This is a genomic window from Brevundimonas sp. AJA228-03, from assembly GCF_017795885.1.
GTDB lineage: Bacteria > Pseudomonadota > Alphaproteobacteria > Caulobacterales > Caulobacteraceae > Brevundimonas.
The window spans coordinates 2,204,039-2,230,477 of sequence record NZ_CP059297.1 but is presented as its reverse complement, the minus strand read 5'-3'; the positions used below and the strand labels follow the sequence as shown (position 1 = coordinate 2,230,477).

Genomic DNA, 26,439 nt, shown 5'->3' with positions numbered 1-26,439 from the left:
GGGACTCCTGCGGGGGCTTTCAGCCTTGATAGGCCTTGAAGAACGGCTCCAGGTGGCTCTCGTAGCGCCGCCATGCGTCCCGCGAACTGGTGTAGAGCGGTTTCCGGACCTGGGCGAAACTGGCGGTCGTTACGGCGCGCCTGGTCTTGTGGAAGTCGCTGAGCCCGGCCTGGGGCGGCAGACCGACGTGCTGAATGATCCGGTCGATCCACGGCTCGATGTCACCGACCAACTCATCGTAGGGCAGCGTCAGGACGGCGTCGCCCAACTGCTCCGTCCAATGCTCGCGTAAGCGGTCCTCGCCCCGGAAATAGCGACCCATATCCTCCTGCGACCAGCTCCAGTCGACTCCCTGCGAAAAGCGTGTGCGGAAGCAGGACCAGGCCACAGCGCCGGCAGACCGTTTCAGCCAGATAAAGCGCGCATCGGGCAGAATGTGGCGGATCAGGCCCAGATAGCGGCTGTGGTTCAGTGTCTTGTCCACGATCCGGCCATCGGGCCCAAATCGCTCGTCGAGCATCGTCAGATAGGCCCGACCGATCGCTTCGAATCCCCTGGCACCATTTGAGGCCGCGAATGCCGACACCGCCGCGGGGGTGAAGCCCTGGATGGGCATGGCCGCCGTACTGAAATAATTGATCTCGGCACCGTCGGTCACGTCAGCGTGGCTGACCAGAATCTGCTCGATCAAGGTGGTGCCGGATCGCGGCAGGCCGAACACAAAGATCGGCCTGTTCGAGCGAGTCTCCACGACGGGCAGCCGGGCTGCGAAATCAGCGGTCCAGCCCTGGATCACCTGATCAACAAAGGCGTCCGTGTCTGCCGCCTGGTAGCCCCGAAGTCTCTGCATGACCGCAGCGCCTTCCGAATAGGCAGCAAAGGCTCTGTCGATTTCGCCGAGATTATCCCAGGCCTTGCCCAGTGCATATTTCAGCACGCTGCGCGCTTCCTCGCCCGCCGGTCCATTCGGGAGCCGCTGCAGCAGGTCGAGCATCGACTGCAGGTCGGGGTCGCCGGCCGCGAACGTCTTGGACTCGGCCAGCGCCTGCCAGGACCAGGCCATCGCCGAGGCATCGGTGTGCAGCGACATGGCCTGTCGAAGCGCAGCATTCGACGCCTCGATATCGCCGACCTGCGCCAGGCAGGTCCCCAGGAAATGCCATCCGGCAGAGTTGTTCGGTTGCTCGATCGTCAGGGCGCGACCAACGTTGCAGGCAGCCTGGACGCGCCCGTGGAGCGCCAGCATCTGGCCGTAGGCCAGCCGAGGGCCTGGATCAGCCGGATTGACCCGTGCGTAGCGCTCGGCCGCAATCAGGGCGACGGAAATGGCCCCGATGGTCGACGCGAGCCGTGACACAGCCCCCCACTTTGTCCCGAAATCGCTCGCACTGTTCACGGCATGAGCGAGGTGGGCTGCAGCCGCGTCCCGGTCTCTCCTCTGGAAGGCGGCAAGCGCGGCGTTCACGCGCTCAGCAGCATTTGGTGTCGTGATGGGTCGCTGGTTTTGCAACAAGGCGCGTTTCCTGTCCCGCGCGCGGGAATGGGGTAAGGGCTGACACCCTTCTTACCTTTGAGGCCACGTTTCAAGGATGTGGCGCAACGGTGACAGTTTGAGGCGGAATGTGGCGGGACTGAAGCATTTACGTGGACGTAATCATTACGAAGATTACACTCGTGACAGGGAGTCGTGATGTTTGATTGCGACGGAGCGTTGGGTGGACCCTGCCGGGAGCCCAATTTGCGCAGCTGGAGAGTAGACAGTGAAAGTTGAAACCGTCCGTGGACGCCTTCTGGCGTCGACCATGATCGGTGGTGTCGCGATTTTCGCCGCGGCCATGGTTCCTTCGATCGCCCTGATGGCTGTACCTGGCGTGGCCATGGCTCAGGCCTCGGCGACCCAGGGTGCCCTGTCGGGCACCGTCAGCGACCAGAGCGGGTCTCCGGTCAGCGGCGCGTCCGTCACCGTAACGTCCGACGCCCAGGGCTTCAGCCGCACGCTGACTTCGGACGCTTCGGGCAGTTTCCGCGCTGTCGCCCTGCCTCCCGGCAGCTATACCGTCTCCATCAACGCCAGCGGCTTTGACGCCTTCTCGGAAGCCGTCACGGTCGGCGTGGGCGGCACCACCTCCGCCATCTTCACCGTCGGCCGCGCCGGCGCGGCTGCGGATAACGTTGGCGAAATCGTCGTCGTCGGCGTCCGCACCGCTGTTTCCGACTTCGACACCACCACAACCGGCCTGAGCGTCGACGTGGAAGAACTGGCGTCCAACGTGCCTCTGGGGCGCAGCGGCACAGCCCTGGCCCTGCTGGCTCCCGGCGTGACCTCGGGCGACGCGGCGTTCGGCGGCATTCCGTCGATCTCCGGTTCGTCTGCGGGTGAGAACACCTTCTTCGTCAACGGGCTGAACATCACCGACTTCGTCAGCTTCCTGGGCGGCGCATCCGTGCCGTTCGAGTTCTTCGAGACCTTTGAAACCAAGACCGGCGGCTATTCGGCTGAGTTCGGTCGCGGCACCGGCGGCGTGATCAACGCCACCACCAAGTCGGGCGGAAACGAATGGGAATTCGGTATCACCTCCTTGTGGGAGCCTGAAGCGCTTCGCAGCTACTCGCCGAACACCTATCTGGCACTGAACGATCTCGACACCCTCGAAAGCTGGGATGTGATCCTTGAGGCCGGTGGCCCGATCATCCAGGACCGCCTGTTCGTGTACGGCCTGTACAACCAGCGTTATCGCGAGTCCTACAATCAGAATACCTCCAACCAGGGCTTCAAGGTCGAGGACGACAGCCCGGTCTACGGCGGCAAGATCGACTACATCATCGCCGATGGTCATCGCCTCGAAGGCACCTACTTCTCCGACGAGACCACTCAGGACGTCACTCAGACGACCTTCTTCGCCGGCACGCCCACGCCGAATTCGCGAAACGACGGCACCTATCAGAACACGTCCGGCGGGGATAACTGGGTCATCCGCTACACCGGACAATGGACCGACTGGCTGACGACGTCGCTGGCCTATGGCGAGACGAACAACAACTCCTCGTCGACGTCGGCGGAAGACGTCAATCCGGTGATCACCGACATCACGGGCTTCGACTACAACCGCGACGGCGTCGAGGATGTCGCCGCCCCTCTGACCGCCCAGCGCGGCAACTGGCTGGTCGGCTCGCCCGGCACCAATGACGACAAGCGCGAAATGCTGCGCTTCGATGTCGATGTCTATTTCAACCTGTGGGGTGCGCACCACGTCCGCGCCGGTATCGACAACGAAAACCTGTCCGGTTCCCAGACGCTGTCGCGTTCGGGGCGGGGCTTCAACATCTGCCGCTCCAGCCCGATCAACACGGCTGTCGGGGCTGACGCCCTGAACTGCTCGGGCACCCGCACTGGCGGCGTCGCCTACCGCTACCAGTCGCCGTTCACGGCTGCGACAGCTGGGGCGCGTCCTGCGCTGATCGGCTCGCCGCGTCGGGTCCGCGTGGAAGTCTACAACAACGACGGTAGCTGGGAATCGACCCAGAACGCCCTTTACCTCCAGGACAGCTGGCAGGTCACTGATCGCTTGACCCTGAACCTTGGCCTGCGTGCGGAAAGCTTCGAGAACGCCAATATCTCGGGCGACGTCTTCGTCGACATCAAGAACCAGATCGCTCCGCGTCTGGGTGCCACCTATGATGTGTTCGGCGATCGCACCGCCAAGCTGTTCGGCTCCTATGGCCGTTACTTCCTGCCGGTCGCGCTCAACACCAACCAGCGCCTCGCTGGTCGCGAGCTCTACTTCCGCGATACCTACAACCTGAATACGGCCAACGGTAACCTGGCGATCGACGCCAACCAGGACGGCATTCGTGACGACAACGATCAGCCGATCCTGGGCACGCTGTTCTCGTCCGTCACCCTGGCGGACGGCACCACCCGCCCGACCAACACCCAGGTCGATGCCGAGCTGGCCCCGATGTACGTGGACGAGTTCATCCTTGGCTACTCGCAGGAGTTCAGCAACGACTGGGGTGACTTCACCGCCAGCGTCACCGGCACCTATCGTGATCTGGGCCGTGCCATCGACGACATCGCCATCGACAGCGCCCTGCAGGCTTACTGCGCGGCTGCCGGCGGCGGTCTGACGGCCGCCAGCTGCTATTCGGTCTGGTCTGGCTTCCACCAGTATGTTCTGGCCAACCCCGGTCAGGACGTGACCGTGACCCTGGCCGGTTCCGATCTGGCGAAGGCTTCGGGCGGACGCATCACGACGGATCGCCAGGTCACCCTGTCGGCTTCGGACCTGCGCTTTCCGAAACCTGTCCGCGAGTACACGGCGGCGGAGTTTACCCTGGAACGCGCCTTCGACGGCGTCTGGGGTGGTCGCGTCAGCTACCTCTGGTCGAACAACGAAGGTAACTATGAGGGTGCCCTCAAGTCCGATAACGGCCAGGCCGATCCCGGCCTGACCCAGGACTACGACGTCCCCGGCCTTGCGGACGGTGCCTCTGGCAAGCTGCCGAACCATCGCGAACACTCGTTCAAGGCCTATGGCAACTGGCAGGTTACGCCCGCCTTCAATATCGGCACGAACATCATCGTTCAGTCGCCGCGCCTGTTCGGCTGTCAGGGCGTTCACCCCGAGACGGATCCGAAGACCGACGACGATCTGTTCGCCGCCTACTACGGTGCCGCCTCGTGGTACTGCGACAGGAACGGCGACGGTAAGTCGGAATCCACGCCGCGGGGTTCGCTGTTCGAAAGCGACTGGCTGACCCAGGTCGACCTGACGTTCGCCTATACGATCAGCGATCGCTGGGGTATTCCGGGTGAGGGCGTGACGCTGCGGGCCGATGTGTTCAACGTATTCGCCAGCAACAATGAGCTCGACTTCAACGAGTTCGGCGAGATCGATATCGGCGTCTATCCGGGCCCGGGCCAGGTCAACCCGAACTTCGGCAAGGTCACCTCTTACCAGACGCCCCGCTTCGTGCGTCTGAGCGCGTCGATCAAGTTCTAGAACAGACGCCTGTATGAGCAGACGGGGTGGCGGATCTTCGGGTCCGCCACCCTTTTTGTTGCCTGCTGTCGATCCGCGATCAGGGGTCGCAGAAAAACCATCGCTGTGTTCGACAGACTGTCACGTTGATCTCCTTTGTACCGAACACCGGACTACTCATGCGCACGCTCTTCGCCGCCTCGCTTCTCGCTCTGGCCCTCGCCGTTCAGTCACCCGCCCGTAGCCAGGACGCAGACGGGCCCATCACCACCGCTCGCGGTGGAGGCGAAAGTGTCGCCGCCCGCAACGCCCGTGAGGCCATCGCCTATGCCACGCCCCTGCCGCGCGGCGCGCCGGAACAGGATTATCCGCTGGTGGCCTGGTGTGCGGCCCTTGTCGAGGGACACATTGCGCTGGGACGGACCCTGACCACGGCAGACGATCTGGATCGCGAGATCATGCGGCTGGGCGGGCTGGAGGCGACGGACTTCCGTGAGGCGCTCCGGATCGGGGCCGCGCGCCAGACGCCCGCCACGCGTGCCGCCGCCGAAGCGGCCGCCGCCGGGGCCGCGGCCAAATGGACGCCGTTGATGGCGCAGACCGACGAACGCGTGCGCAGCGAAGCCTTCGGCCTGTTCTTCGGCCTGCCGGGCCGGTGCGAGCACGCCGCGCGCCGCGTCCGCGAGAACATCACCACCCCGCCGGAAACGCTGGATGACGCCGGTCTGGACGAGACCGGTCAGCCGAAGGGGTAATAGACGCCTTCTCCCCTTGCGGGAGAAGGTGGCAGCCGAAGGCTGACGGATGAGGGGTACGGCGACGCAAATGACATGAGGCGAGCAGACGCCGATCAGCAAGACCGGGAGTCACCCCTCAGCCGACCTCGCGGAGCCTGTCCTCCGGCCGATCGAAGATCGGACCGGGGGGCTCGGCCACCTTCTCCCGCAAGGGGAGAAGGGGACAGCTAAGCCGCCGCGACCCGTTCCACCGCGCCCGGCTCGTAGTTGAGGATCGGGGCCAGCCAGCGTTCGGCGGTCTCGACATCCCAGCCCTTGCGCGCGGCATAGGCCTCGACCTGATCGCGATCGATCTTGCCGACGCCGAAATAATGGCTGCCGGGATGGCCGAAATACAGGCCCGAGACCGAGGCGGGCGGGGTCATGGCGAAGGATTCCGTCAGGGCCATGCCCGCGTTCGCTTCCGCCTGTAACAGTCTGAACAGCGTGGCCTTTTCCGTGTGATCGGGCTGGGCGGGATAGCCGGGGGCAGGGCGGATGCCCTGGTATTGCTCGGCGACCAGGTCGTCGATGCCGGTCGCCTCATCCGGCGCATAGCCCCACAGCCGGGTCCGCACTTCCTTGTGCAGCCGCTCGGCGAAGGCCTCGGCCAGACGGTCGGCGAGGGCCGCAGCCATGATGGCGGAATAGTCGTCGCCCGCGTCCTTGAACCGCTTCGAGGCCTCCAGTTCGCCGTGGCCGGTCGTGACGGCGAAGGCTCCGATATAGTCCTGACCGGCCTCTGCCACGAAATCCGACAGGGCCAGGTTGGGCTTGCCGTTCGCCTTCCGGATCTGCTGGCGCAGGGTGTGGAACCGGGCGATCTCTTCGCTGCGGCTCTCATCGGCATAGACGGCCACGTCGTCGCCGATGGCATTGGCGGGCCAGAAGCCGACGACGCCCCTGGCCGTGAACCACTTCTCGTCGACGATCCGCTTCAGCATGACCCTGGCATCGGTGAACAGGTCGGTCGCGGCCTGTCCGACGATCTCGTCCTCGAGGATCTGCGGATAGCGGCCGATCAGTTCCCAACTGGCGAAGAAGGGCGTCCAGTCGATGTGATCGGCGAGGTCCTGCAGGTCCCAGCTGTCGAAGGCGCGGACGCCGATGAAGGAGGGCGCGCCGGGCATGGGATCGACCGGATCGGGCCGGAAGCGGTTCTCGCGGGCCTGGGGCAGGGTGGCGCGCGCCTTGACCTCCTGGCCCCGGGCGTATTGCTCGCGGATGCGGATGTATTCGTCGCGGGTGGCGGCCTCGTTCTTCGCCCGTTCGGTCTTCGACAGCAGACCCGAGACCACGCCGACGGCGCGACTGGCGTCCACGACATAGGTGGTCGATCCGGAGGAATAGCCCGGCTCAATCTTGACCGCCGTATGGGTCCGGCTGGTCGTGGCCCCGCCGATCAGCAGGGGGATGTCGAAGCCGCGCCGCTGCATTTCGCGGGCGACGAAGACCATCTCGTCCAGGCTCGGGGTGATCAGGCCCGACAGGCCGATGATGTCGACCTTGTGCTCGATCGCGGCGTCCAGGATCCGGTCGGCCGGGACCATGACGCCCAGGTCGATGACCTCGTAGTTGTTACATTGCAGGACCACGCCGACGATGTTCTTGCCGATGTCGTGGACATCGCCCTTGACCGTGGCCATCAGGATGCGGCCGGCCTGCTCGCGCGGTTTTCCGGCCTTTTCGGCCTCCATGAAGGGTTCCAGCCAGGCCACGGCCTGTTTCATCACGCGGGCGGACTTCACCACCTGCGGCAGGAACATCTTGCCCGATCCGAACAGGTCGCCGACGACGTTCATCCCGTCCATCAGCGGACCCTCGATGACGTGCAGCGGCCGGTCGAACGACAGGCGGGCCTCCTCGGTATCGGCGTCGATGAACTCGGTGATGCCGTTGACCAGGGCGTGCTCGATCCGCTTGCCCACCGGGGCCAGCCGCGCCATTCAGGTCGCCTTTCGTCCCGGCGCCGCCCTTGTCGCCCTTGAATTTCGGCGATGTCGACCAGCCGCTCGGTGTTGCTGACATTGGTCCGCTGCGGGCGGTTCAGGATCACATCCTCGACAGCCTCCCGCAGGACCGGGTCGAGGGTGTCATAGACGGGCAGGTCGCCCGCATTGACGATGCCCATGTCCATGCCCGCCTGGATGGCATGGTACAGGAAGACGCTGTGGATCGCCCGGCGCACCGGCTCATTGCCGCGAAAGCTGAAGCTGACGTTCGACACCCCGCCCGAGACCCGCGCATAAGGCAGGGTGGCCTTGATGACCCGCGTCGCCTCGATGAAGTCGACGGCGTAGTTGTCGTGCTCCTCGATCCCCGTCGCCACGGCGAAGATATTGGGGTCGAAGATGATGTCCTCGGGCGGAAAACCGACCTCGTCGACCAGGATGCGATAGGCGCGGGTGCAGATCTCGATCTTGCGCGCGGCGGTATCGGCCTGTCCGACCTCATCGAAGGCCATCACGACGACGGCGGCGCCGTAGCGCAGGCATTTGACCGCCTGTTCGCGGAACTCCGCCTCGCCCGCCTTCATCGAGATGGAATTGACGATCGGCTTGCCCTGGACGCATTTCAGGCCCGCCTCGATCACCTCCCATTTCGAGGAGTCGATCATCACCGGCACGCGGGCGATGTCGGGCTCGGCTGCGATCAGGTTGAGGAAGGTGACCATGGCCGCTTTCGAATCCAGCAGGCCCTCGTCCATATTGATATCGATGATCGATGCGCCGGCCTCGACCTGCTGGCGGGCGACGGTCAGGGCGGCGGGATAGTCGCCCTCCACCACCAGCTTCTTGAATTTGGCCGAGCCGGTGACATTGGTCCGCTCGCCGACGTTGATGAAGGTGGGGCGCACTAGATCTCCAGAACCTGTCTCGCTCGCGGACTCAGACCCTGCTCGCCGAACGGATTGATGATGAGGACGCCGTTGATCTCGGCCCCGTCGGACAGGTCTTCGGTCAGGAGCGTGTCCACGCCCGCCTGACGCGCTGACGCCAGCAGAAGGGCGTCCCAGTACTGAAGCGTTGCAGCGCCTGCCTGCTCAAGGGCCCAGACCGCGGCCTGACGGGTGGGGGGAAAGACCGAAAATGCCCCGATCAGACGCCGCCCGGCCTGCGCGGCCTCTGAAGGTGTCTTACCCATCTTGCGGCGCAGGACATTGTTCAGTTCACCGACGACCTGAAGGCCAACGATTCCCTGTTTCGCCGCCAAGGCCGCCACCGTAGCTCTCGCGACAGCCTGCTTTTGCGGACTGTCTTCGTCATACAGGTAGGCGAAGACGTTGGTGTCGGCGGAAATCATCGGTCGTACAATTCGTCGCGGGTCCAACGTTCGCCGCAGGAGTGCCCGCCGCCCGCCGTTAACAGGGCCTGCAAGGCCTCGGCCCGAACCTTCGGGTCGGGATCGGCGGGGTAGATCAGCGGCGCGTCCGCAACCTCATCGCCAGGAAGTTCGATCACAACAGTTTCCCCCCGACGTGACGCATACAACTCCTTCCAGAACGTCTGCATCCGCCCGACGGGACGCAGTCCGGACGTAGGGCGCCCGTCCACCCCATCGGCCATCTTGCGCCACAGGCCACGGACGCCATCGACGACGAGTTCCAGGTCTTCGCCGCCCTTCAGGGACTGGAGGCGCGCGGTGACCCTTCGATCGCCATGGACGTGTTTGGTCCAGACGACGACGTCTTTCACAGCGGTTTCGGCTTGAGCGCCCATGTCAAATCTCCCTGTCAGCAGCGGAAGAGAGTCTAGGGGGCCTATGGGGGGTGTCAATGGGTCTGAGGTGGGGGTATATGGGGTCACGCCACCAGCTCGAACGGTTCGAGCCCCGACAGCCGCATCGCCACCGGCCGCTCCGGGATCTCCCGCGTCGGCAGTTTCGACACCGCCTCGGCCGTGTGGCGGATATGCTCCGGCGTCGTGCCGCAGCAGCCGCCGACGATGTTGACCAGACGCGAAGCCGCCCATTCCTCGATGAAATGGGCCGTCTGGTGCGGTTCCTCGTCATACTGGCCCATGGCGTTGGGCAGGCCGGCGTTGGGATAGGCGGCGACCAGGGTGTCGGCGACCCGGCTCAGTTCGGCGATGAACGGCCGCATCAGATCGGCCCCCAAGGCGCAGTTGAAGCCGACAGCAAACGGCCTGGCGTGCCGCACGCTGTTCCAGAAGGCCTCGGCCGTCTGGCCCGACAGGGTGCGGCCCGACCGGTCGGTGATGGTGCCCGAAATCCAGATGGGCAGGGGCTCCATCCCCTCGTCTTCCAGATCCTTGATGGCCTTGATCGCGGCCTTGCAGTTCAGCGTGTCGGTGATGGTCTCGATCAGATAGAGGTCGACCCCGCCCTCGTTCAGCGCCTTCACCTGATGGCGATAGGCCTCATAGACCTGGTCGAAGGTGACCAGCCGCGCGCCGGGATCGTTCACGTCGGACGACATCGACAGCATCTTGTTCAGCGGTCCGATCGATCCGGCGGCAAAACGCGGCTTGTGTGGTTCCTTCTCCGTCCAGCGGTCAGCCGAGGCGCGGGCCAGTTTCGCGCCTTCCAGATTGATGTCCCACACCGCATCGGCGTCCAGGTGATAGTCGTCCTGGGCGATGACCGTGGCCGAGAAGGTGTTGGTCTCGGAGATGTCGGCCCCGGCGGCGAAATACTGGTCGTGCAGGTCAGCGATGACATCCGGGCGGGTGATGCACAGGATGTCGTTGTTGCCCTTCATCTGGCCGTTGTGGCCGGCGAAACGGTCGCCGCGGAAATCCTCTTCGGACAGTTCGGCGCGCTGGATCATCACGCCCCATGATCCGTCGAGGACCAGGATGCGCGCCTTCGCGGCGGCATGGAGGGCCGCGATGCGTTCTTCGCGGGCGGTCATGCGTAATCCTCCCCCGCCGGGGGAGGGGGACCACCCGAAGGGTGGTGGAGGGGGCTGCCCCCTTCGTCGGCTTCGCCGACACCTCCCCCGATGGGGGAGGACTGTCCTTCGCGCACACCCAGCACCCGGCAGATGGCATAGACCAGGTCGGCGCGGTTCAGGGTGTAGAAGTGGAAGTCGGAAAATCCCTCCTCCTGCAGCCGGGCGCAGGTCTCGGCGGCGACGGAGGCGGCCAGCAGCTTTCGCGTCTCGGGATCGTCGTCCAGACCCTCGAAATGGGCCGCGAGCCAGGCCGGGATCGTCGCGCCGCATGACGCGCTCATCCGCTGCAATCCTGCGAAGTTCGATACCGGCATGATCCCGGGGAGCAGGGGAATGGTCACGCCCGCCGCCCGGATCCGGTCCCGGAACCGCAGGAAGGCGTCGATATCGAAGAAGAACTGGCTCAGTGCGCGCGTAGCACCCGCGTCGACCTTGGCCTTCAGCACGTCGATGTCGTGCTCGATGGACGGGCTTTCGGGATGCTTTTCCGGATAGACGCCGATCGAGGTCTGGAACCCGCCGACGCGCTGGATCGCGCGGGCCAGCTCCGTCGCATTGGCATAGCCATCGGCGCGCGGCTGATAGGCCCCGCCAATGCCACTGGCACCGGGCGGATCGCCGCGCAGGGCCACGATGTGGTCGACGCCGATGGCCTTGTAGTCCTGGATGACCTGATCGACCTCCTCGCGGCTGGCCTCGACACAGGTCAGGTGGGCGGCCGGCTTCAGGTTCGTTTCGGCCAGCATCCGTTGAACCGTGCGGTGGGTGCGCTCGCGCGTCGAGCCGCCCGCGCCATAGGTCACGGACACGAACGCAGGATTCAGCGGCTCCAGACGGCGGACGGCCTTCCACAGGGTCGCTTCGGCTTCGTCGGTCTTGGGCGGGAAGAACTCGAACGAGACCCGGACCGGATTGGCGTTGTTTCCGGCGCGCGCGACCGGCCCCAGCGGCGACAGCAGCAGGGCGCGGGCGTCCGCGAGTGACGTGGCGGTGGCGGCCATCAGGCAACGCTCCTCTTGGCGACGGCCGGGCGTGTCGCGGTCCAGATGGTGACGGTCAGGCCTGCGGTATCGGGCGGCAGGGCGATGGAGGCGGAGGCGTCGAGACCGGCCTCTGCCAGCCAGCGGCCGATCTCCTCGTCGGCAAATCCGAGCCGGCGATGCTGATGTTCGTCGCGCAGTTGCTCGAGGTCGTGGGGGGCGAAATCAACGATCAGAAGTTTTCCACCGGGACTGACCAGTCGGGCGGCCTCTGCGACGGCAGCCGCCGGATCGACCAGATAGTGCAGCACCTGATGGACCAGAACGAGGTCGGCGGACTGGCCGGGCAGGCGGGTGGCGAAGATGTCGCCGTGGCGCAGTTCGACCCTGTCCAGGCCCGCCTTGACCACATTGGCGCGGGCGATGTTGAGCATGTTCTGGCTCAGATCCAGCCCGATCGACATCCGCGCCCTGGAGCCCAGCAGGGTCAGCATGCGGCCCGAGCCGGTGCCGAGGTCGACGACGCGGTCGAACGGGCCGGTTCCGGCCGCGCGGGCGATGGCGCTCTCGACCGCCGATTCGGACACATACAGGGACCGGATGCGGTCCCAGCTGGGGGCCACGGTCTCGAAATAGGCGGCGGCGGCCGTCGCGCGTTCATCGCGGACAGCGTTCAGGCGGGCGTGGTCCGCCTCGCCCTCGGCGTCGTCCAGCAGGTCCAGCACCGTGTCGATCAGGCGACGGGCGTCCACGTCGTGCGAGACGCGATAGAAGACCCTCGCGCCATCGGGAAACCGTTCGATCAGACCCGCGTCGGTCATCAGCTTCAGGTGGCGGGACACCCGGGGCTGGCTCTGGTCCAGAACCCGGCTGAGTTCCATCACCGACAGTTCCTCGCCCGCCAGCAGCGACAGGATGCGCAGCCGCGTCGGCTCGCCGGCGGCGCGCAGGGCTTCGATCGTCTGTTCTGCCGTCAGGGACATGGGAAAATCATATAAGGATATCCTTATATGATTGGAAGCCCGAAAAGGTGGTGTCGCGCCGGGGTTATCGGGGCTTCGGAACGGCGGACCAGGTTCTGAACCCGATGTGGGCCCTTGCCGGAGGGCCGGGCTCCGTCGGCGGGCTGTCTGGCAGGGGGGACAGGCGGCGCTTGTTCACGTGCGCGGCCGGTGCCCGGGCGATCTGGTCGGGGAACTCGCCGCGGAAATAGAACCGCTGCCAGGCCTGTTTGATCGTCTCCGGATCGCCGTTGGCCATGCGGGTGTTGAAGTCGGTCCGGACCTCCATCCATTTGCGATACTGCAGCGCCAGGTCGGAGTCCTCGTCCATCGAGGCGCGGACGGGCCGGAAGGCCTCGATCCTGCGGTGTTCGACCGGTTGAATGAAGCAGAAGGGTTCGTCCTTCTCGAACCGCACGATCCCCGGCGCGGTGAAGCGCCAGTTCATCGTGAAGGGGTAGGGCAGCCAGTCCGTCTCGGTCAGGCCCTCCAGCGCGCCGATCCCGTGCTTGAACCGGTTGGGCACGCCCGAGGCCCGCAACGCCCAGCCGGGCGGCGTGCGGAACAGCCAGCCGGTGTGGAAGGTCAACACGCCTTCGGTGAAGTGCGACGCGGCGAAATGGTCGAAGAACTCGGCACCGGCATCCGGCCGGAACCGGATCGAATCGGCCCCCATCCGCCCGTCCCACTCGGCCTCGAAACCGAACGGACACAGCAACTCCCACCCTGTGGTGTTGGCCATGGTGAGCGGCAGGCACCGATAGGGGTGGCGACCGGCGAAATCGTCCATCCAGTCACGTTCGGGACGGCCGGGCACCAGACGCGGCGGGTCGCGACGCATGGGAAAGCATTCCAGCGTCAGATCCGGGTCTGATCCGGCGTCCGGTGTGGTCTGGCGCGTGATTTCGTCGGTCTGGTCGGTCAAGAGCGGGCTCCGATGAGGCATCTATCCGGCGTGTCCGATCGACCTTCCGCAACTGGCGTCAGCGCGTCGGGGCGATCGGCGTGATCAGGGGGTCGTCCGCCACTGCTGCGGCCAGATTGCGCATCAACAGGCCCAGCATGCCCTGCACCGCCTCGGTCGTAGCCCCAGCCGTGTGCGGCGTCAGGACGGTATTGGGCACGTCGGCCCAGCGCGCGGCATCGACAGGTTCGGTCTCGAAGACGTCCAGCGCCGCCTGACCCAGGGTGCCGGACCGCAGCGCCGCGATCAGGGCCTCCTCGTCCACCAACTGTCCCCGCGCGACATTGACCAGAAGCCCGTTCGAGCCGAGCGCCCTGAGCACCTCGGCCGAGATCAGGCCACGGTTCGTCCGGTCCGCGCGACAGGCGACGACCAGGATGTCGCTGTTTCGCGCGAGCTCCGGCAGGCTGGCGTTGCGGGGCCAGGGCGAGGGCTTGTCGCGTGGCCCCCACCAGGCGACCTCGCAGCCCATCACCTGCACCCGGCGTGCGACGGCTTCGCCGATCAGGCCAAGGCCGACAATTCCGACCCGCTGACCCTTCATGGACGGGGTCATCAGCCGGCTTTCCATTCGCCAGTTGCCGTCCCTCAGTGTGCGGTCACCCGCGAGGATCTGGCGGCGGGCCGCCAGAATCAGTCCCAGCGCATGATCGGCCACGTCCTCGTGATTGACGGCGGGCGCGTGGGTGACCGGCAGGCCTCGGGCGGCGCACCAGTCCAGGTCGATGCCGTCATAGCCCGATGTGAAGCAGGCGATAAGCTTCAGGTTCGGCAGACGCTCCAGCACCGCCGTATCCAGCGGCGCTTCGCCGATCACAACGACGGCCTGAATGTCGGCCTGGGCCTCGACCGGGGGGTCTTCCCAGAACCGGAACACGCGATAGGCGGTTTCCAGAAACGGTGTCAGCAGACCCAGGGCGGGCTGCATGATCAGGACGGCGGGACGGGGCTGCATGGCAGTGCTTCTAGGCTTGACGCGGGTCAGGAGCCAGTCGGCGGTCAGGAAAAAGAGGGTCGCCGAACACCGTGCAGGGCGGCTAGGCTGGAGCAGGAAGGCGGTTCGCCCGCCGAAGGAGCCTCCATGAAAATCATCGCCGCCTCATTCCTCACCGTCGCGCTTCTGACCGGGTGCAGCGCCGTCGGCGGTGGACGGGACGGAGGGACCGGAGCGATGCCCGTGAACGGCGATGTCGAGGGCGTGAAGGGCGGGGAGACCCGTTTGAACGTCGGCCAGACGATGGCTGTGGCGCTCGACAGCAACAGCACCACCGGATACCAGTGGCAGGTGTTCGACATCGAAGGCGGCGTCCTGACGCCCGGCACTCCCTTCGGTGAGGAGATCGTCGAGCCGCACGCCCCCGGGATGGTCGGTGTGGGCGGCACGACGCATTGGCGCTTTGTCGCAGCGCGCCCCGGCACCGCGACCCTGACCTTCACCTATCGACGCGCCTGGGAACAGGGAACGCCGCCGGCCCGGACGGAGACCTATCGCGTCCTCGTCCGGTGACGCCGCCGCGCTGACCCCTGGCAAGGCGGCGTGGACAGGGCGGGGCCGGTCGATCATAGACGCAGGGTGAACCCCGCCGCCACACCTGTCCGTCGCCTCGATCTGGACTGGATCCGGGTATCCGCGTTCGGCCTGCTGATCCTGTATCACGTCGGCCTGGCCTATGCGCCCTATGACTGGCACATCCACAGCCGTCACACCTTCGAATGGATGCGCGAAGGCGTGCTGGTCACCAATCCGTGGCGGCTGACGCTGTTGTTTCTGGTTTCCGGTGCCGCGCTTCGGTTCATGACAGCGCGCCGGAGCGCCGGCCAGGTGGCTCGGGCCCGGGCCGAGCGTCTGATTCCGCCCCTGTTGCTCGGGACCCTGGTCCTCGTGCCGATCCAGTCGTGGATCGAGGCCATGGACAAGGGTGGCTGGTCCGGCGACTTCGCCGCCTGGTGGTGGCACGAATTCAGCCTTTCGGGCCTCAGCGACGGCGTCCCCGTCAACCATCTGTGGTTCATCGTCTATATCGCGGTCTACAGCGCGGTCGTGGTGCTGCTGATGATGCGCCCGACGCTGCTGGCGCGGGCCGAAGCGTTGCTGGTGCAGGCTCTGGCCGGCTGGCGGGTGGTCGTCGTGCCGATGGCCTATCTGATCTTCATCCGTCTGACGGTGTTTCCGCAGATCGGCGTGACCAACACCCTGACCCACGACTGGTACAATCATGCCCTGTCCCTGGGGGCCTTCCTGTTCGGCTTTCTGGTCGTACGACAGGAGGCCGTGTGGCGCGATCTGGAGCGATATCGCTGGCTCGGCCTGGGGATCGCCGGCCTGGCCCTGCCCGTCATGATGCTGCAGACCGCGCATCCGGGGGGAGGGGCCTTCTGGGGCGTCCCGCGAAACCTGGTTTTCGCGATCGACCAGTGGGCCGTGATCTGCACCATCCTGGGGTTCGGCAGTCTGTACCTGCGCCAGCGCGACAGTCGTGTGTTGCGGTATCTCGGCGACGCGGTCTTCACCTGCTATCTGGCGCACCAGACGATCCTGGTCGTCGCGCTGTGGCTGATCGGGCCATTGGGCTGGGCCGCTCCACTCGAGGCCGGGGTGCTCGTGATCGTCACGATCGGCGGCAGTCTTCTGGTCTATGAGGGTGTGCGCCGAATCCCGCTGATCCGCCCCATCTGGGGGCTCAAGCCTCTTGCCGCCGGGCATGTCGTCGCCGGTTCGGCTCCCGTCGCTCGGGCCGACAAGGTCGCATGAAGATCCCGGCGCAGGATATCGCAAAGGCGGCGCGAGCCCTGCTCGCGGTCGGCGTGGCGGCACCGGTTCTGGCGCTGGTGGCGGTGCTGATCGCGGCGGCGACCTACACGGACTTCGATCACGCCCGACAGTATCTGAGCGAACTGGGCGGCGCGACGGCGGCCCATCCGTGGATCTTCAACGCCGGGGTCCTGTTCGCCGGGGTCCTGACCGGATTTGCGGGCCTGGGATTCGCCCTCGCCGTCGTGATCCTGACCCGGTCCGTCGTGTCGCCCATCCTGATCGGTCTGCTGTTCGTGCTGGCGGGGATCGGGCTGGTCGTCTCAAGCCTCTATGCCTGGCCGGACCCGCGACACATGGCCATCAACCTGGGCCTGGGGATTCAGCTGGCGCCGGCGTTCCTGCTGTTTGCCTTGCGGGACGCCGCAGGGGTCCTTCGTCTCAAACAGTTCCTGCTCGCCGCCTTCCTCGCCATGGTCGCCCTGACGGTCATGACCAAGCACCTGATCTTTCCCGGAACGGTCAACGATTTGAACGTCGGCTACTGGGAACGGGCCTTTGCCATCGTGCTGGTCGGGTGGGTCGGCGTGGCGGCCTGGCTTCTCGGAAAAGCCCTGGATCCCGGCATCGCATCGATCGACGACGCCTGATCGCCCAAGAAAATTCACGTGATCACCATTCCGTGATTGAAAATCGCGCAAGAGTGATTGAAAGTGCCTGCGATGTTGCATCGCAACAACCGTGTCCGGTTGGCGCCTTGTGACCCGAAAGGGAGCTTTCATGAGCGGCTACGGCTCGACGGCACGTGTCTATCAATCCGATGACAAGGTCGAGATGTTTTCGGCCTTCACCGGTGTCAGCGGCTGGCTGCCTGAGCAGGCCCCGCTTGCCATGCCGCGCCAGACGTTCGACGACGCCGACCGTCAGGTGACCGCTCGTCCGGCGACGCGTCCGGACGGGCTGCTGACCCGTCGGTTCATCGTGTTCGGTTCCACGTTCGCCGTGGCTCTGCTGGCCCTGATCGCACCGGTGATCTTGTGCGCGCGCGAAGGGTTTCAGCCGCTCGAGATCCTGGCCCTGGTCATCTTCGCCGTCCTGATCCTGGCCATCGCCTGCTGGTTCTGCAGCACCTTCGCCGGTCTGGTCGTGATGCTGACGGGCCGCGAGCAGGACGACATGGACTTCGCGCCCTATCCGCCGCTGCCGACGCGCCGGACGGCCTTGCTGATGCCGCTCTACAACGAGGACGCCCGCGCGGCCCTGGCCCGCCTCGGCGCGCTCGACGCCTCCCTGGCCCGCCTGGGGGCTTCGGACGCCTTCGACCTGTTCGTGCTCAGCGATTCGACAAAAGACGAGGCCGCCATTGCCGAACTGTCGGCCTGCATGGCCCTGCGCGCCCACGCCGGCAGCCAGCTCTACTATCGCCGCCGGACCGAGAACATCGAACGCAAGGCCGGCAACATCGCCGACTGGACGCGCACCTTCGGCGGTGCCTACGACTTCATGATCGTGCTGGACGCCGACTCGACCATGGCCGGCGAGACCGTGCTGCGTCTGGTCGACGCCATGGAGCGCAACCCCGGCGTCGGCCTGATCCAGACCGCCCCGACCATCATCAAGGCCCAGACCCTGTTCGCGCGCGTGTCCCAGTTCGGCGTGCGCCTGTACGGCCGCGTCGCCGCTGCCGGCCTGGCCTGGTGGGCGGGTTCGGAGGCCAGCTACTGGGGCCACAACGCCATCCTTCGCACCCGCGCTTTCGCCGACTGCGCCGGCCTGCCAGAGCTTGAAGGCCGCAAGCCCTTCGGTGGCCACATCATGAGCCACGACGTCGTCGAGGCCGCCCTGCTGCGCCGCGCCGGCTGGGCCGTCCACGTCACGGCCGCCCTGGACGGCAGCTGCGAAGAGACCCCGCCGACCCTGACCGACTTCATCCGCCGCGATCACCGCTGGTGCCAGGGCAATCTGCAGCACCTGGCCCTGATCGGCGCCCCGGGTCTGAACCCCATCAGCCGCCTGCAACTGGCCATGGGCTGCATGGCCTATCTGTCGTCGCCGCTGTGGCTGGCCTCGCTGATCGTCGGCATGGCCATGCAGCTGCAGGGCCCGGTCGACTGGACGTCGTTCTTCTACATCCTGAACCCCCAGTTCTCGCCCTTCATGCTGGCTTCGCTGCTGGGTGGCGTGATGCTGATGGGCCCCAAGCTGATGGGCTTCGTTCTGGTCCTGACCCGTCCGGGCGAGCGCAAGGCCTTCGGCGGCACCCGTCAGATCCTCAAGGGCATGGCGCTGGAAATCGCCCTGTCCGCCGCCCTGGCCCCCATCCTGATGGTCGCCAACACCATCGCCGTCATCAAGATCGTCAGCGGCCATGACGCCGGCTGGTCGGCCCAGCAACGCAGCGCCGACGGCTTGGCCTGGAAGGATGCCTTCATCGCCATGCGCTGGCAGATGTTGACGGGCGCGATGTTCGCGGCCGGCCTCTTCATCCGTCCCGACCTGGCGACCTGGTTCGCCCCGATCGTCCTGCCGCTGCTGTTCGCCGCCCCGATCGGGGTCTTCACCTCGCGCCGCGCGGTGGGCGAGGCCTTCGGCCGCAAGGGCTGGATGGTCACTCCGGACGAGGATGCCGTTGCGGTGTCGCCTGCCGTGCTGTTCCCGGCGACGCGCCCGGTGGCCGAGATCGAACCGGTTCGCGCCTTCGGCTGATCCCGGCGTTCTGACGCGAAAAAGAAAAGGGGACCGGGCCGCAGCCCGGTCCCCATTTTTGTTTTCTGGTCTGGAGCCTTACCGCCCGAACTTCTGGAACTTGATCCTGTGCGGGATCAACGCGTCCGTCCCCAGGCGGCGCTTCTTGTCCTCTTCATAGGCCTCGAAGTTCCCTTCGAACCATTCGACGTGGCTGTCGCCCTCGAAGGCCAGGATGTGGGTCGCCAGACGGTCGAGGAACCAGCGGTCGTGGGAGATGACCACGGCGCAGCCGGCGAACTCTTCCAGCGCCTCCTCGAGGTTCTGCAGGGTCTCGATGTCCAGGTCGTTGGTCGGTTCGTCCAGCAGGATCAGGTTGCCGCCGGTCGCCAGGGTCTTGGCCAGGTGGACGCGGTTGCGCTCACCGCCCGACAGCTGTCCGACCTTCTTCTGCTGGTCGCCGCCCTTGAAGTTGAAGCTGCCGACATAGGCGCGGGTGTTGATCTCGCGTTTGCCGACCATCATCACATCGGTGCCGCCACTGATCTCTTCCCAGATGGTCTTGTTCGGGTCCAGGGCGTCGCGGGACTGGTCGACATAGGCCAGCTTGACCGTCTCCCCGACCTTGATGCTTCCGCCGTCGGGCGTTTCCTGGCCGGTGATCAGCTTGAACATGGTCGACTTGCCTGCGCCGTTCGGGCCGATCACGCCGACGATGCCGTTGGGCGGCAGTTTGAAGGTCAGGTTGTCGAACAGCAGCTTGTCGCCATACGACTTCTGCAGGCCCTCGACCTCCAGAACGACATTGCCCAGACGCGGTCCGGGCGGGATCTGGATGTGGGCGTGGGTCTGGGCCCCGCGCAGGTTCTCCTGCTCGGTCACCATCCGCTCATAGGCGGCCAGACGGGCCTTGGACTTGGCCTGACGTGCCTTGGCGCCCGACCGCACCCATTCCAGTTCGCGGGTCAGGGCGCGCTGGCGAGCCTCGGATTCCGAGTTCTCCTGAACCACCCGCTTCTGCTTCTGCTCCAGCCAGCCGGAGTAGTTGCCCTCGTAGGGGATGCCCTTTCCGCGATCGAGTTCCAGCGTCCATTTGGTCACCAGGTCCAGGAAGTAGCGGTCGTGGGTCACCAGGATGACGCAACCCGGGAAGGCCTCCAGGTGGTGCTGCAGCCAGGCGACGCTCTCGGCGTCGAGGTGGTTGGTCGGCTCGTCCAGCAGCAGCATGTCGGGCTTGGACAGCAGCAGCCGCGCCAGGGCGACGCGGCGCTTTTCCCCGCCGGACAGGTTGGTCACCGCCCAGTCGTCGGGCGGGCAGCGCAGGGCGTCCATCGCCATCTCGATGCGGCTGTCGATGTCCCAGACGTCGCCGGCGTCGATCTTCTCCTGGAGCGAGGTCATCTCCTCCATCAGCTCGTCGGAGTAGTTCTCGGCCATCTCCATGGCGATGGCGTTGAAGCGGTTGACCCACTGCTTCTCCTCGCACCAGGCCTCGACGTTCTCGCGGACGTTCAGGGCCTCGTCGAGGTGGGGTTCCTGTTCCAGATAGCCGCGCTTGACGCCGTCGGCGGCCTTGGCCTCGCCGCTGAACTCCGGGTCGATGCCGGCCATGATCTTCAGCAGGGTCGATTTGCCCGAGCCGTTGACCCCGACGACGCCGATCTTGGCGTCGTTGTAGAAGCTCAGCCAGATGTTCTCGAAAATTTTGCGGCCGCCGGGAAAGGTCTTGGTCAGACCCTGCATCTGGAAGATATATTGCTGCGCCATGAGGTGCGGTGCGCCCTGTCGTCAAAATCGGATGGGAGGTAGGGGCGCGATGTAGCGACCCGCGCGCCGGGTGGCAAATGAACTGGTCCCCGGCCGCCTGGCGCAACCTTGCGCCGACCCTGGCAAACCTTCAACGCCATCGGGTCCCGGTCATCGCGAGGTGCCAGATCTGTGGCCTGACGAAGGACGTTCGGTGGGCCGTCGTCCGGCGATCCAGGGGCGACGCCCAGGTCCCCTGGGGAAAATCGGTTCCTTGTCGTCGTGGCCATTGTGCACGACGACAGCGGGCCTGAGGAGTCATCCGGGGTTGACGAGGGATACTGACCGGCGCGGCCCCCTAAGGGGAGCTTGATTCAACGAGGTCGAGGATCGTTCTGACAAGTGGATCGTACTGTAACGCACCGTTTACGTAAGCGGTCGGTCCTTCGTTGTCGGGTCCTTCCTCGCGCGGAACAATGGCGATCACAAGTTCACCGACCTCAGCAACCCAGCCGGTGCCGCAGGACACCATGCTGTTCCAGGTCACCCGGAAAGGGCCAGAGACTGCACCATCATTTTGTATGAAACGAATGGGGTCCAGGGTCGCCCAGCCGAAAGCTTCACATTCCGCTTCGCCGGCATCGTAGCCGGGGTAAAGGATCGGCTGTCTTGAGCGAGCGGCTGCTATGCACGCACTTGGATCGGACTGCTCAACAGCAACAACACGGCCAACAAAGACTGCTTTGGCGTATTGGACTTCACGAGACGCATCGGCAGGCCTCGGGACGCATGCAAAGGTGCGGGCGGCAGGGATCAGCGCCACGCCTACGAGTAGCGCCAGAACGAAGTGCCTTGTCAGGCCATGCCTCATCGAAAACACGTTGAAAATCTCTCGGTTAGAGGGGACAGGCCCTGTCGTCGTGTATCTTCTGGCGACCGGAGCAAATCCGCGCATAAGATTCCAGATCAACAGAAAACAAGAACAGCTGTCTTCATATTGCTGAATAGGCTCCTTGGATCAATATAGTGACGATTGTAATAAGCATCCCAGCCAATCTCAAGGACTTCATGGGACTGAAACGGTGCTCTGACTACCTCAGGTGCGGCGGGTGCCGTCAGGGCCGCTGCGATCGCCAATAGAGTGAGGATTCTCATCACGACGGGCCTGTCCTGAGGCGTTGAGTCGCCAAATCGGAAAAAAGGCTGGCCGGGGCAAAGACTGGCGTTTTCACCCTGATCGGCCCTGACTGACAGCAGGTACAATCCGGTCTCGACCCCAAACCGACAACGGCATTATTCAACCGTTTGCGGTCTGTCTGTCTACACCCAGCCACCAACGAAACCTGACGAACGGCAGTGGCCTGCACCCGGTTTCGTAGACACAGGTGCGGCGGGAGAATGGGCGCCAATCGCGAGCTGGCCGGGGAAATCCGCCTGATCCATGCCTAGAGCAGCGGCCGTTATGGCTCGCCCCGCGTCCACGCCACCCTGCGCCGGCATGAACGTCGGATCGGTCGATACCGCGTGATTCGGTTGCAGCTCTTTACGCTGGACAATCGCCTGATCGCCCGGCGGGTGGGAGCGCTTTCGACATCTGATCGAAAAGCCGCCGGAATGGCGGTCCGGAGGGTCATTGGCCTTTAGGCCGACGCCTACCAGCGAAAAACGAACCGTCCCGCGACGGCGCCGATGGCGGTCGCCAGCCCCATGCCGAGCGAATACCAGACGGCGACGAACGGGGCGGTGTGTTCGGGGCAATGCAATCCGTACAGGGTCGTGGCCAGTCCGGCGGTCAGAAGGCCTGCAGCGGCTCCCGCAAGGGCAGGGCGTGTCGGCGCAAACGCTCGCGCCGCCCAGAAGACGAACGGGGCGGCCAGGCCGCTGAGCAGCAGGATGTTGGGGGCACAGGCCCGGGCGCTGTCGCCCATCAGGGCGGGCATCCGCTCCGGCATCGGCATGGTGACCAGCTCATGGACCGCCAGCGCCCCCGCCGCGACCAGCAGGGCGGCGAGCACCGTCAGCGGTGCCTTCGCGCTGGCACCCGGCCGACCCAGCCGCGCCAGCAGCCAGAAGGCGGCGACCGCCAGCCCTCCGGTGTAGGCCGCCTTGGCCCAGAAGGTCGGACCGATCATGGCGGTGGCGAGGTCGCTGCGGAACCCCAGCCAAAGCCCGACGCCGGCCAGCACCAGCAGGCCGCCGGGGACCATCCACAGCAGCAGGCGGCGTTCGATCTCGCGGCGGCCGGACGGCGGCAGGTCGACAGCCAGGGCGTCGATCAGGTCTTCAGTCTTCATGGTCGCCTCCGTCGGGGGACGCGGGCGCAAAGCGGGCGTTCAGGGATTTCAGGCTGCGGTGGATGCTGACCTTGGCCGCGGTCAGGGTGTAGCCGTGGTTGGCGGCGGCCTCTGCGACGGTCAGGCCTTTCAGGCGGACGTCCTCGATCAGACGGCGCTGGCGGGCGGGCAGCAGCGACAGACAGCGCGACAGGTCGGCCCGGGTCGCGCCATCCTCGACCGTATGGTCGGCGAACAGCTCCGACGCCTCGTCCAGCGGATGGGTCGGGCGGCGGCCGCGTCGGCGCAGGTGGTCGATCAGCTTGTGCCGTGCGATCGCATAGGCCCATCCGCTGAAGGACTGGTTGCGGTCCCAGGTCGTCCGCTTGGCATGGATGGCGATCAGGGTTTCCTGCACCAGGTCCTCGGCATCCGCCCCCCCGTCGAACAGCCGACGGGCGAAGAAGGGCCGCAGATGCGCGCCCAGATCGGTCAGCAGCACGCGCCAGGCCCCAGCGTCGCCATCAAGGCCACGCAGCATGAGGGACTGAAGATGCGCTTCGCGGTCGGTCACGGTCACCGGGTGGTTCGTGCGGGACGCGGAAAAGGTTACACAGTCAGGCGTAGTTGAAACTCACCGAAATCCGCTCTGCCTTCGCCGCGTTCATCGGCACTTCGTGCCGCAGCCAGCTTTCCCACATCAGCACGGTCCCGGCCGAGGGGGTCAGGTAGACGAATGGCTGCTCGGACTGCGGGGCATCGGGGTCGACGCCGGGGCGGGCCATCATCAGGGGCAGGCGGGGATCCTCCAGCTTCAGGGCCGACGCGCCGTCTGGCACTTCGACATAGACGGTGCCGGACAGGAAGGCGTGCGGGTGGATGTGGCCGGAGTGCGACCCGCCGGGCATCAGGATATTGACCCACATCGTGTCGAGCCGTGGCTTCCTGGCCAGGTCGAAATTCAGGGCCCGGGCATAGGCCAGGGCGTGGCGGTCCAGATGCTTCTTCAGCTCGGCGAACTCGGGCAGGCGCCGGGGCAGGTCGTTCAACGAGCCGTAGGAGGTATAGCCCCGGTATCCATGCGCCTTGCACCAGGCCCGGCCGGCCCCGTCCTCGGTGGCCAGCATGCGACACGCGTCGGAGAGGCCGGCGTTGAAGGTTTCGAACCCCGGTGTGGCGGCGAGGGTGGCCTCATAGACCTGGGTGACGAAGAGGGGGCGCAGGGACATGGACGTCTCTTAGCCTCTCCCTCCCCCTCGGGGGAGGGCAGATCGCGCAGCGATCGGGTGGGGCGGGCAGGGTGGGGTGCCGAGGCCTGCGTCCGATTCTGGCGCAGGTACCGTCCAGGGTGCTGGCTGCCTTCAGGTGAATGTCGAAGCCCTGGAGAAGTCAGAGTCACTTTTTTCCTCCTGGAGACTCCAGGTCCCGAACGGGTCAGAAACCGATATCTGCCTCGCCGCGCAGGATCGCCTCCGTCCCGGGCGTATGTTTGGCACCGTTGCGGTCGTGCAGGATCAGGGCGGGTAGCAGCCGCAAGGGGGCGCGGCCGCCGCGGATGGCCTGGATCAGGACCCGTTTCGCGGCATGGTCCGCGAACGGCTGGATCGGCCTGATGGCGAAGGATCCGCACCGCTCTCCCAGCAGGGCCAGCAGATCGGCCAGGCGGTCGGCGCGGTGGATGATCACGATCCGGCCTCCGTCCCGCACGCCGTCGCTCAGAAACCGCGTCCAGACCGCCAGTCCGTCATCGGCGATCCAGGCCCCGCGCCTGGCCGGGGAGGGCGCGCGAAGGGCGGACTCGTCGTCGAAAAAGGGGGGATTGCTGACCGCCCAGTCGAACCGGGCGAGCCCCGGCGCCGCGAAACCTGCGGCGACGTCGCCGTGCCTCACGACCATCCGGTCTTGCAGGCCGTTCAGGATGACGTTCCGCCCGCCCAGATCGACCGCCGCTGCGTCGCGCTCGATCCCGGTCAGCAGGACGCCGGACCGGCGCGCCGCGATCTGGGTCAGGACGGCACCGACCCCGCATCCGGCCTCCAGCACCCGCTCGCCCGGCCTGGCCGGCACGGACGCCGCCAGCAGGGCCGCGTCCATCCCGGCGCGATAGCCGTCGCGGGCCTGCAACAGACGAACCCTTCCGCCCAGCAGGGCATTCTCGATGGGTTCGTCGTGCGGCAGGGCCTCGGACGGTGGAGATGCGACGGTCACGCGGCTTGACCCCTCATGGTGGTGTCACCATTGTCCGGCGGATCGGTTTGCTGCAAGCGGGCGCGATAAGGAAGCGGCGTATCCTCCCCGATGCCGCGTTTGAGAGAGATTTCCTTTGGATGCCGTCACTTTGACCGCGCCCCGAGCCCATCCCATCAGGGACCGGGGCGATGCCGAGGCCCTGGCCCGGCTGGCCAAGGTCGACATGGCGGCCGTCGATGCCCTGATCCTGGACCGGATGCAGTCCAGCGTGCCTGTGATCCCGCTGCTGGCCGAGCATATCGTCTCGGCGGGCGGCAAACGCCTGCGGCCCTTGCTGACGATCGCGGCGGCGCGGTCCGCCACGGCGGGCCGGCCCGAAGCCGATCTGACGGCCGCGCTGAAGCTGGCGGCCTCCGTCGAGTTCATTCACACCGCCACCCTTCTGCACGATGACGTCGTGGACGGGTCCGAGCGCCGTCGCGGCAAGGTCGCGGCCCATCTGATCTGGGGCTCGGCCACCAGCGTGCTGGTCGGCGACTTCCTGTTCGCCCGCGCCTTCGAGCTGATGGTTGAAACCGACCAGATTCGGGCTCTGGGTATTCTGGCCCAGGCCTCCAGCGTGATCGCCCAGGGCGAGGTGCTGCAGCTGACGCGGGCGCACGACCTGAACCTGGATCAGGAAACCTATCTGCGGATCATTTCGGCCAAGACCGCCGAACTGTTCGCAGCCGCCGCCGAATCCGGTGCCGTCGGCGTCGGCGCGGACCAGACGACGACGTCGGCGCTGCGCGCCTATGGGCTCAACCTGGGTCTTGCCTTCCAGCTGGCCGACGACGCGCTCGACTACGGCGGTTCGTCGGAAACCCTGGGCAAGAACGCGGGCGACGACTTCCGCGAAGGCAAGGTGACCATGCCGCTCCTGCTGGCTGTGGCCCGAACGCGCGGACGCGAGGACGCCTTCTGGGACCGCACGATCAACGGCAACCAGCGGACCGACGAAGATTTCCGCCGGGCGCGAGAGTTGATCCTGGGTACGGGCGCGGTGTCGGCCACGCTGGATACGGCCGGCGAATACGCCGACGCCGCCAAGGCTGCGTTGAAGATGCTCCCGAACGGGGATTGGCGCGCGGCGCTGGAAAAGCTCGCCGACTTCGCCGTCAGCCGGGCCAGCTGAC

Annotated in this window: 21 protein-coding genes and 1 pseudogene; 7 read left to right on the top strand and 15 right to left on the bottom strand. The window is 66.0% G+C overall.

Annotation, left to right across the window (positions count from 1 at the left end; genetic code table 11):
* Positions 1-19 precede the first annotated feature (19 nt).
* Positions 20-1,357 (bottom strand): sulfotransferase, encoded by a 1,338-nt coding sequence (locus HZ989_RS11120; protein WP_209320891.1) that lies wholly within the window; start codon positions 1,355-1,357, stop codon positions 20-22.
* 403 nt (positions 1,358-1,760) lie between these two features.
* Between HZ989_RS11120 and HZ989_RS11115 the strand changes: the two genes are divergently transcribed.
* Positions 1,761-5,003 (top strand): TonB-dependent receptor domain-containing protein, encoded by a 3,243-nt coding sequence (locus HZ989_RS11115; RefSeq protein ID WP_209320890.1) that lies wholly within the window; start codon positions 1,761-1,763, stop codon positions 5,001-5,003.
* Between the two features lie 158 nt (positions 5,004-5,161).
* Positions 5,162-5,737, top strand: a complete 576-nt coding sequence (locus tag HZ989_RS11110; protein WP_209320889.1) for a hypothetical protein — start codon at positions 5,162-5,164, stop codon at positions 5,735-5,737.
* Positions 5,738-5,946: 209 nt separating this feature from the next.
* Here HZ989_RS11110 and metH read toward each other — a convergent pair.
* The 8 genes and pseudogenes from metH to HZ989_RS11070 form a co-directional block, all read right to left on the bottom strand.
* Positions 5,947-8,615 (bottom strand): annotated as a pseudogene (gene metH, locus HZ989_RS11105) (methionine synthase).
* The gene (locus HZ989_RS11100; protein WP_209320888.1) at positions 8,615-9,061 is read right to left on the bottom strand and encodes a PIN domain-containing protein; all 447 of its coding nucleotides are present in this window, start codon (positions 9,059-9,061) and stop codon (positions 8,615-8,617) included. The pseudogene metH and the gene HZ989_RS11100 overlap by 1 nt, the downstream one beginning before the upstream one ends.
* The gene (locus tag HZ989_RS11095) at positions 9,058-9,477 is read right to left on the bottom strand and encodes a hypothetical protein (RefSeq protein WP_209320887.1); all 420 of its coding nucleotides are present in this window, start codon (positions 9,475-9,477) and stop codon (positions 9,058-9,060) included. Before HZ989_RS11095 ends, HZ989_RS11100 begins: the two co-directional genes overlap by 4 nt.
* Positions 9,478-9,560: 83 nt before the next feature.
* Positions 9,561-10,631: a homocysteine S-methyltransferase family protein gene (locus HZ989_RS11090; protein ID WP_209320886.1), complete on the bottom strand. Its 1,071-nt coding sequence runs from the start codon at positions 10,629-10,631 to the stop codon at positions 9,561-9,563.
* Positions 10,628-11,674: a methylenetetrahydrofolate reductase [NAD(P)H] gene (metF, locus tag HZ989_RS11085; RefSeq protein ID WP_245162347.1), complete on the bottom strand. Its 1,047-nt coding sequence runs from the start codon at positions 11,672-11,674 to the stop codon at positions 10,628-10,630. The genes HZ989_RS11090 and metF overlap by 4 nt, the downstream gene beginning before the upstream one ends.
* The gene (locus HZ989_RS11080) at positions 11,674-12,636 is read right to left on the bottom strand and encodes a metalloregulator ArsR/SmtB family transcription factor (RefSeq protein WP_209320885.1); all 963 of its coding nucleotides are present in this window, start codon (positions 12,634-12,636) and stop codon (positions 11,674-11,676) included. Before HZ989_RS11080 ends, metF begins: the two co-directional genes overlap by 1 nt.
* Before the next feature lie 64 nt (positions 12,637-12,700).
* The gene (locus HZ989_RS11075; protein ID WP_245162530.1) at positions 12,701-13,516 is read right to left on the bottom strand and encodes a DUF6065 family protein; all 816 of its coding nucleotides are present in this window, start codon (positions 13,514-13,516) and stop codon (positions 12,701-12,703) included.
* 121 nt (positions 13,517-13,637) lie between these two features.
* A complete protein-coding gene (locus tag HZ989_RS11070) occupies positions 13,638-14,573 on the bottom strand; it encodes a 2-hydroxyacid dehydrogenase (RefSeq protein WP_209320883.1) in 936 nt (311 codons plus the stop codon).
* 126 nt (positions 14,574-14,699) lie between these two features.
* Between HZ989_RS11070 and HZ989_RS11065 the strand changes: the two genes are divergently transcribed.
* The 4 genes from HZ989_RS11065 (at position 14,700) to mdoH (ending at position 19,076) form a co-directional block, all read left to right on the top strand.
* Positions 14,700-15,125, top strand: coding sequence for a protease inhibitor I42 family protein (locus HZ989_RS11065; protein WP_209320882.1), 426 nt, complete (start codon positions 14,700-14,702; stop codon positions 15,123-15,125).
* 66 nt (positions 15,126-15,191) lie between these two features.
* A complete protein-coding gene (locus HZ989_RS11060; RefSeq protein ID WP_209320881.1) occupies positions 15,192-16,370 on the top strand; it encodes an acyltransferase family protein in 1,179 nt (392 codons plus the stop codon).
* Positions 16,367-17,020, top strand: a complete 654-nt coding sequence (locus tag HZ989_RS11055; RefSeq protein ID WP_209320880.1) for a DUF998 domain-containing protein — start codon at positions 16,367-16,369, stop codon at positions 17,018-17,020. Before HZ989_RS11060 ends, HZ989_RS11055 begins: the two co-directional genes overlap by 4 nt.
* Before the next feature lie 130 nt (positions 17,021-17,150).
* Positions 17,151-19,076 carry a glucans biosynthesis glucosyltransferase MdoH gene (gene mdoH / locus HZ989_RS11050; RefSeq protein ID WP_209320879.1) on the top strand — a complete coding sequence of 642 codons (1,926 nt, stop codon included), beginning with the start codon at positions 17,151-17,153 and terminating at the stop codon, positions 19,074-19,076.
* 78 nt (positions 19,077-19,154) lie between these two features.
* On the opposite strand, the gene ettA is transcribed toward mdoH, so the two are convergent.
* The 6 genes from ettA to HZ989_RS11015 form a co-directional block, all read right to left on the bottom strand.
* Positions 19,155-20,822 (bottom strand): energy-dependent translational throttle protein EttA, encoded by a 1,668-nt coding sequence (ettA, locus tag HZ989_RS11045; protein WP_209320878.1) that lies wholly within the window; start codon positions 20,820-20,822, stop codon positions 19,155-19,157.
* A 337-nt stretch (positions 20,823-21,159) separates the two neighbouring features.
* A complete protein-coding gene (locus HZ989_RS11040; RefSeq protein WP_209320877.1) occupies positions 21,160-21,624 on the bottom strand; it encodes a hypothetical protein in 465 nt (154 codons plus the stop codon).
* A gap of 829 nt (positions 21,625-22,453) precedes the next feature.
* Positions 22,454-23,095, bottom strand: a complete 642-nt coding sequence (locus HZ989_RS11030; protein ID WP_209320876.1) for an NrsF family protein — start codon at positions 23,093-23,095, stop codon at positions 22,454-22,456.
* The gene (locus HZ989_RS11025; protein ID WP_371812932.1) at positions 23,085-23,654 is read right to left on the bottom strand and encodes a sigma-70 family RNA polymerase sigma factor; all 570 of its coding nucleotides are present in this window, start codon (positions 23,652-23,654) and stop codon (positions 23,085-23,087) included. Before HZ989_RS11025 ends, HZ989_RS11030 begins: the two co-directional genes overlap by 11 nt.
* A gap of 37 nt (positions 23,655-23,691) precedes the next feature.
* On the bottom strand, positions 23,692-24,303 hold the full coding sequence (locus HZ989_RS11020) for a TIGR02466 family protein (protein ID WP_209320875.1): 612 nt from the start codon (positions 24,301-24,303) through the stop codon (positions 23,692-23,694).
* A 205-nt stretch (positions 24,304-24,508) separates the two neighbouring features.
* Complete coding sequence (locus tag HZ989_RS11015; RefSeq protein ID WP_209320874.1) at positions 24,509-25,282, bottom strand: tRNA1(Val) (adenine(37)-N6)-methyltransferase; 774 nt, start codon at positions 25,280-25,282, stop codon at positions 24,509-24,511.
* A gap of 115 nt (positions 25,283-25,397) precedes the next feature.
* Between HZ989_RS11015 and HZ989_RS11010 the strand changes: the two genes are divergently transcribed.
* A complete protein-coding gene (locus tag HZ989_RS11010) occupies positions 25,398-26,438 on the top strand; it encodes a polyprenyl synthetase family protein (RefSeq protein WP_209320873.1) in 1,041 nt (346 codons plus the stop codon).
* Position 26,439 lies beyond the last annotated feature (1 nt).

Bases quoted from the DNA above. Each gene is read 5' to 3' on its own strand.
- HZ989_RS11030 (WP_209320876.1), bottom strand. From the start codon at position 23,095: ATGAAGACTGAAGACCTGATCGACGCCCTGGCTGTCGACCTGCCGCCG.
- HZ989_RS11065 (WP_209320882.1), top strand. From the start codon at position 14,700: ATGAAAATCATCGCCGCCTCATTCCTCACCGTCGCGCTTCTGACCGGG.
- HZ989_RS11080 (WP_209320885.1), bottom strand. From the start codon at position 12,636: ATGTCCCTGACGGCAGAACAGACGATCGAAGCCCTGCGCGCCGCCGGC.
- HZ989_RS11020 (WP_209320875.1), bottom strand. From the start codon at position 24,303: ATGTCCCTGCGCCCCCTCTTCGTCACCCAGGTCTATGAGGCCACCCTC.
- HZ989_RS11070 (WP_209320883.1), bottom strand. From the start codon at position 14,573: ATGCAGCCCCGTCCCGCCGTCCTGATCATGCAGCCCGCCCTGGGTCTG.
- HZ989_RS11100 (WP_209320888.1), bottom strand. From the start codon at position 9,061: ATGATTTCCGCCGACACCAACGTCTTCGCCTACCTGTATGACGAAGAC.
- mdoH (WP_209320879.1), top strand. From the start codon at position 17,151: ATGAGCGGCTACGGCTCGACGGCACGTGTCTATCAATCCGATGACAAG.
- HZ989_RS11095 (WP_209320887.1), bottom strand. From the start codon at position 9,477: ATGGGCGCTCAAGCCGAAACCGCTGTGAAAGACGTCGTCGTCTGGACC.
- metF (WP_245162347.1), bottom strand. From the start codon at position 11,674: ATGGCCGCCACCGCCACGTCACTCGCGGACGCCCGCGCCCTGCTGCTG.
- HZ989_RS11055 (WP_209320880.1), top strand. From the start codon at position 16,367: ATGAAGATCCCGGCGCAGGATATCGCAAAGGCGGCGCGAGCCCTGCTC.
- HZ989_RS11090 (WP_209320886.1), bottom strand. From the start codon at position 10,631: ATGACCGCCCGCGAAGAACGCATCGCGGCCCTCCATGCCGCCGCGAAG.
- HZ989_RS11110 (WP_209320889.1), top strand. From the start codon at position 5,162: ATGCGCACGCTCTTCGCCGCCTCGCTTCTCGCTCTGGCCCTCGCCGTT.
- ettA (WP_209320878.1), bottom strand. From the start codon at position 20,822: ATGGCGCAGCAATATATCTTCCAGATGCAGGGTCTGACCAAGACCTTT.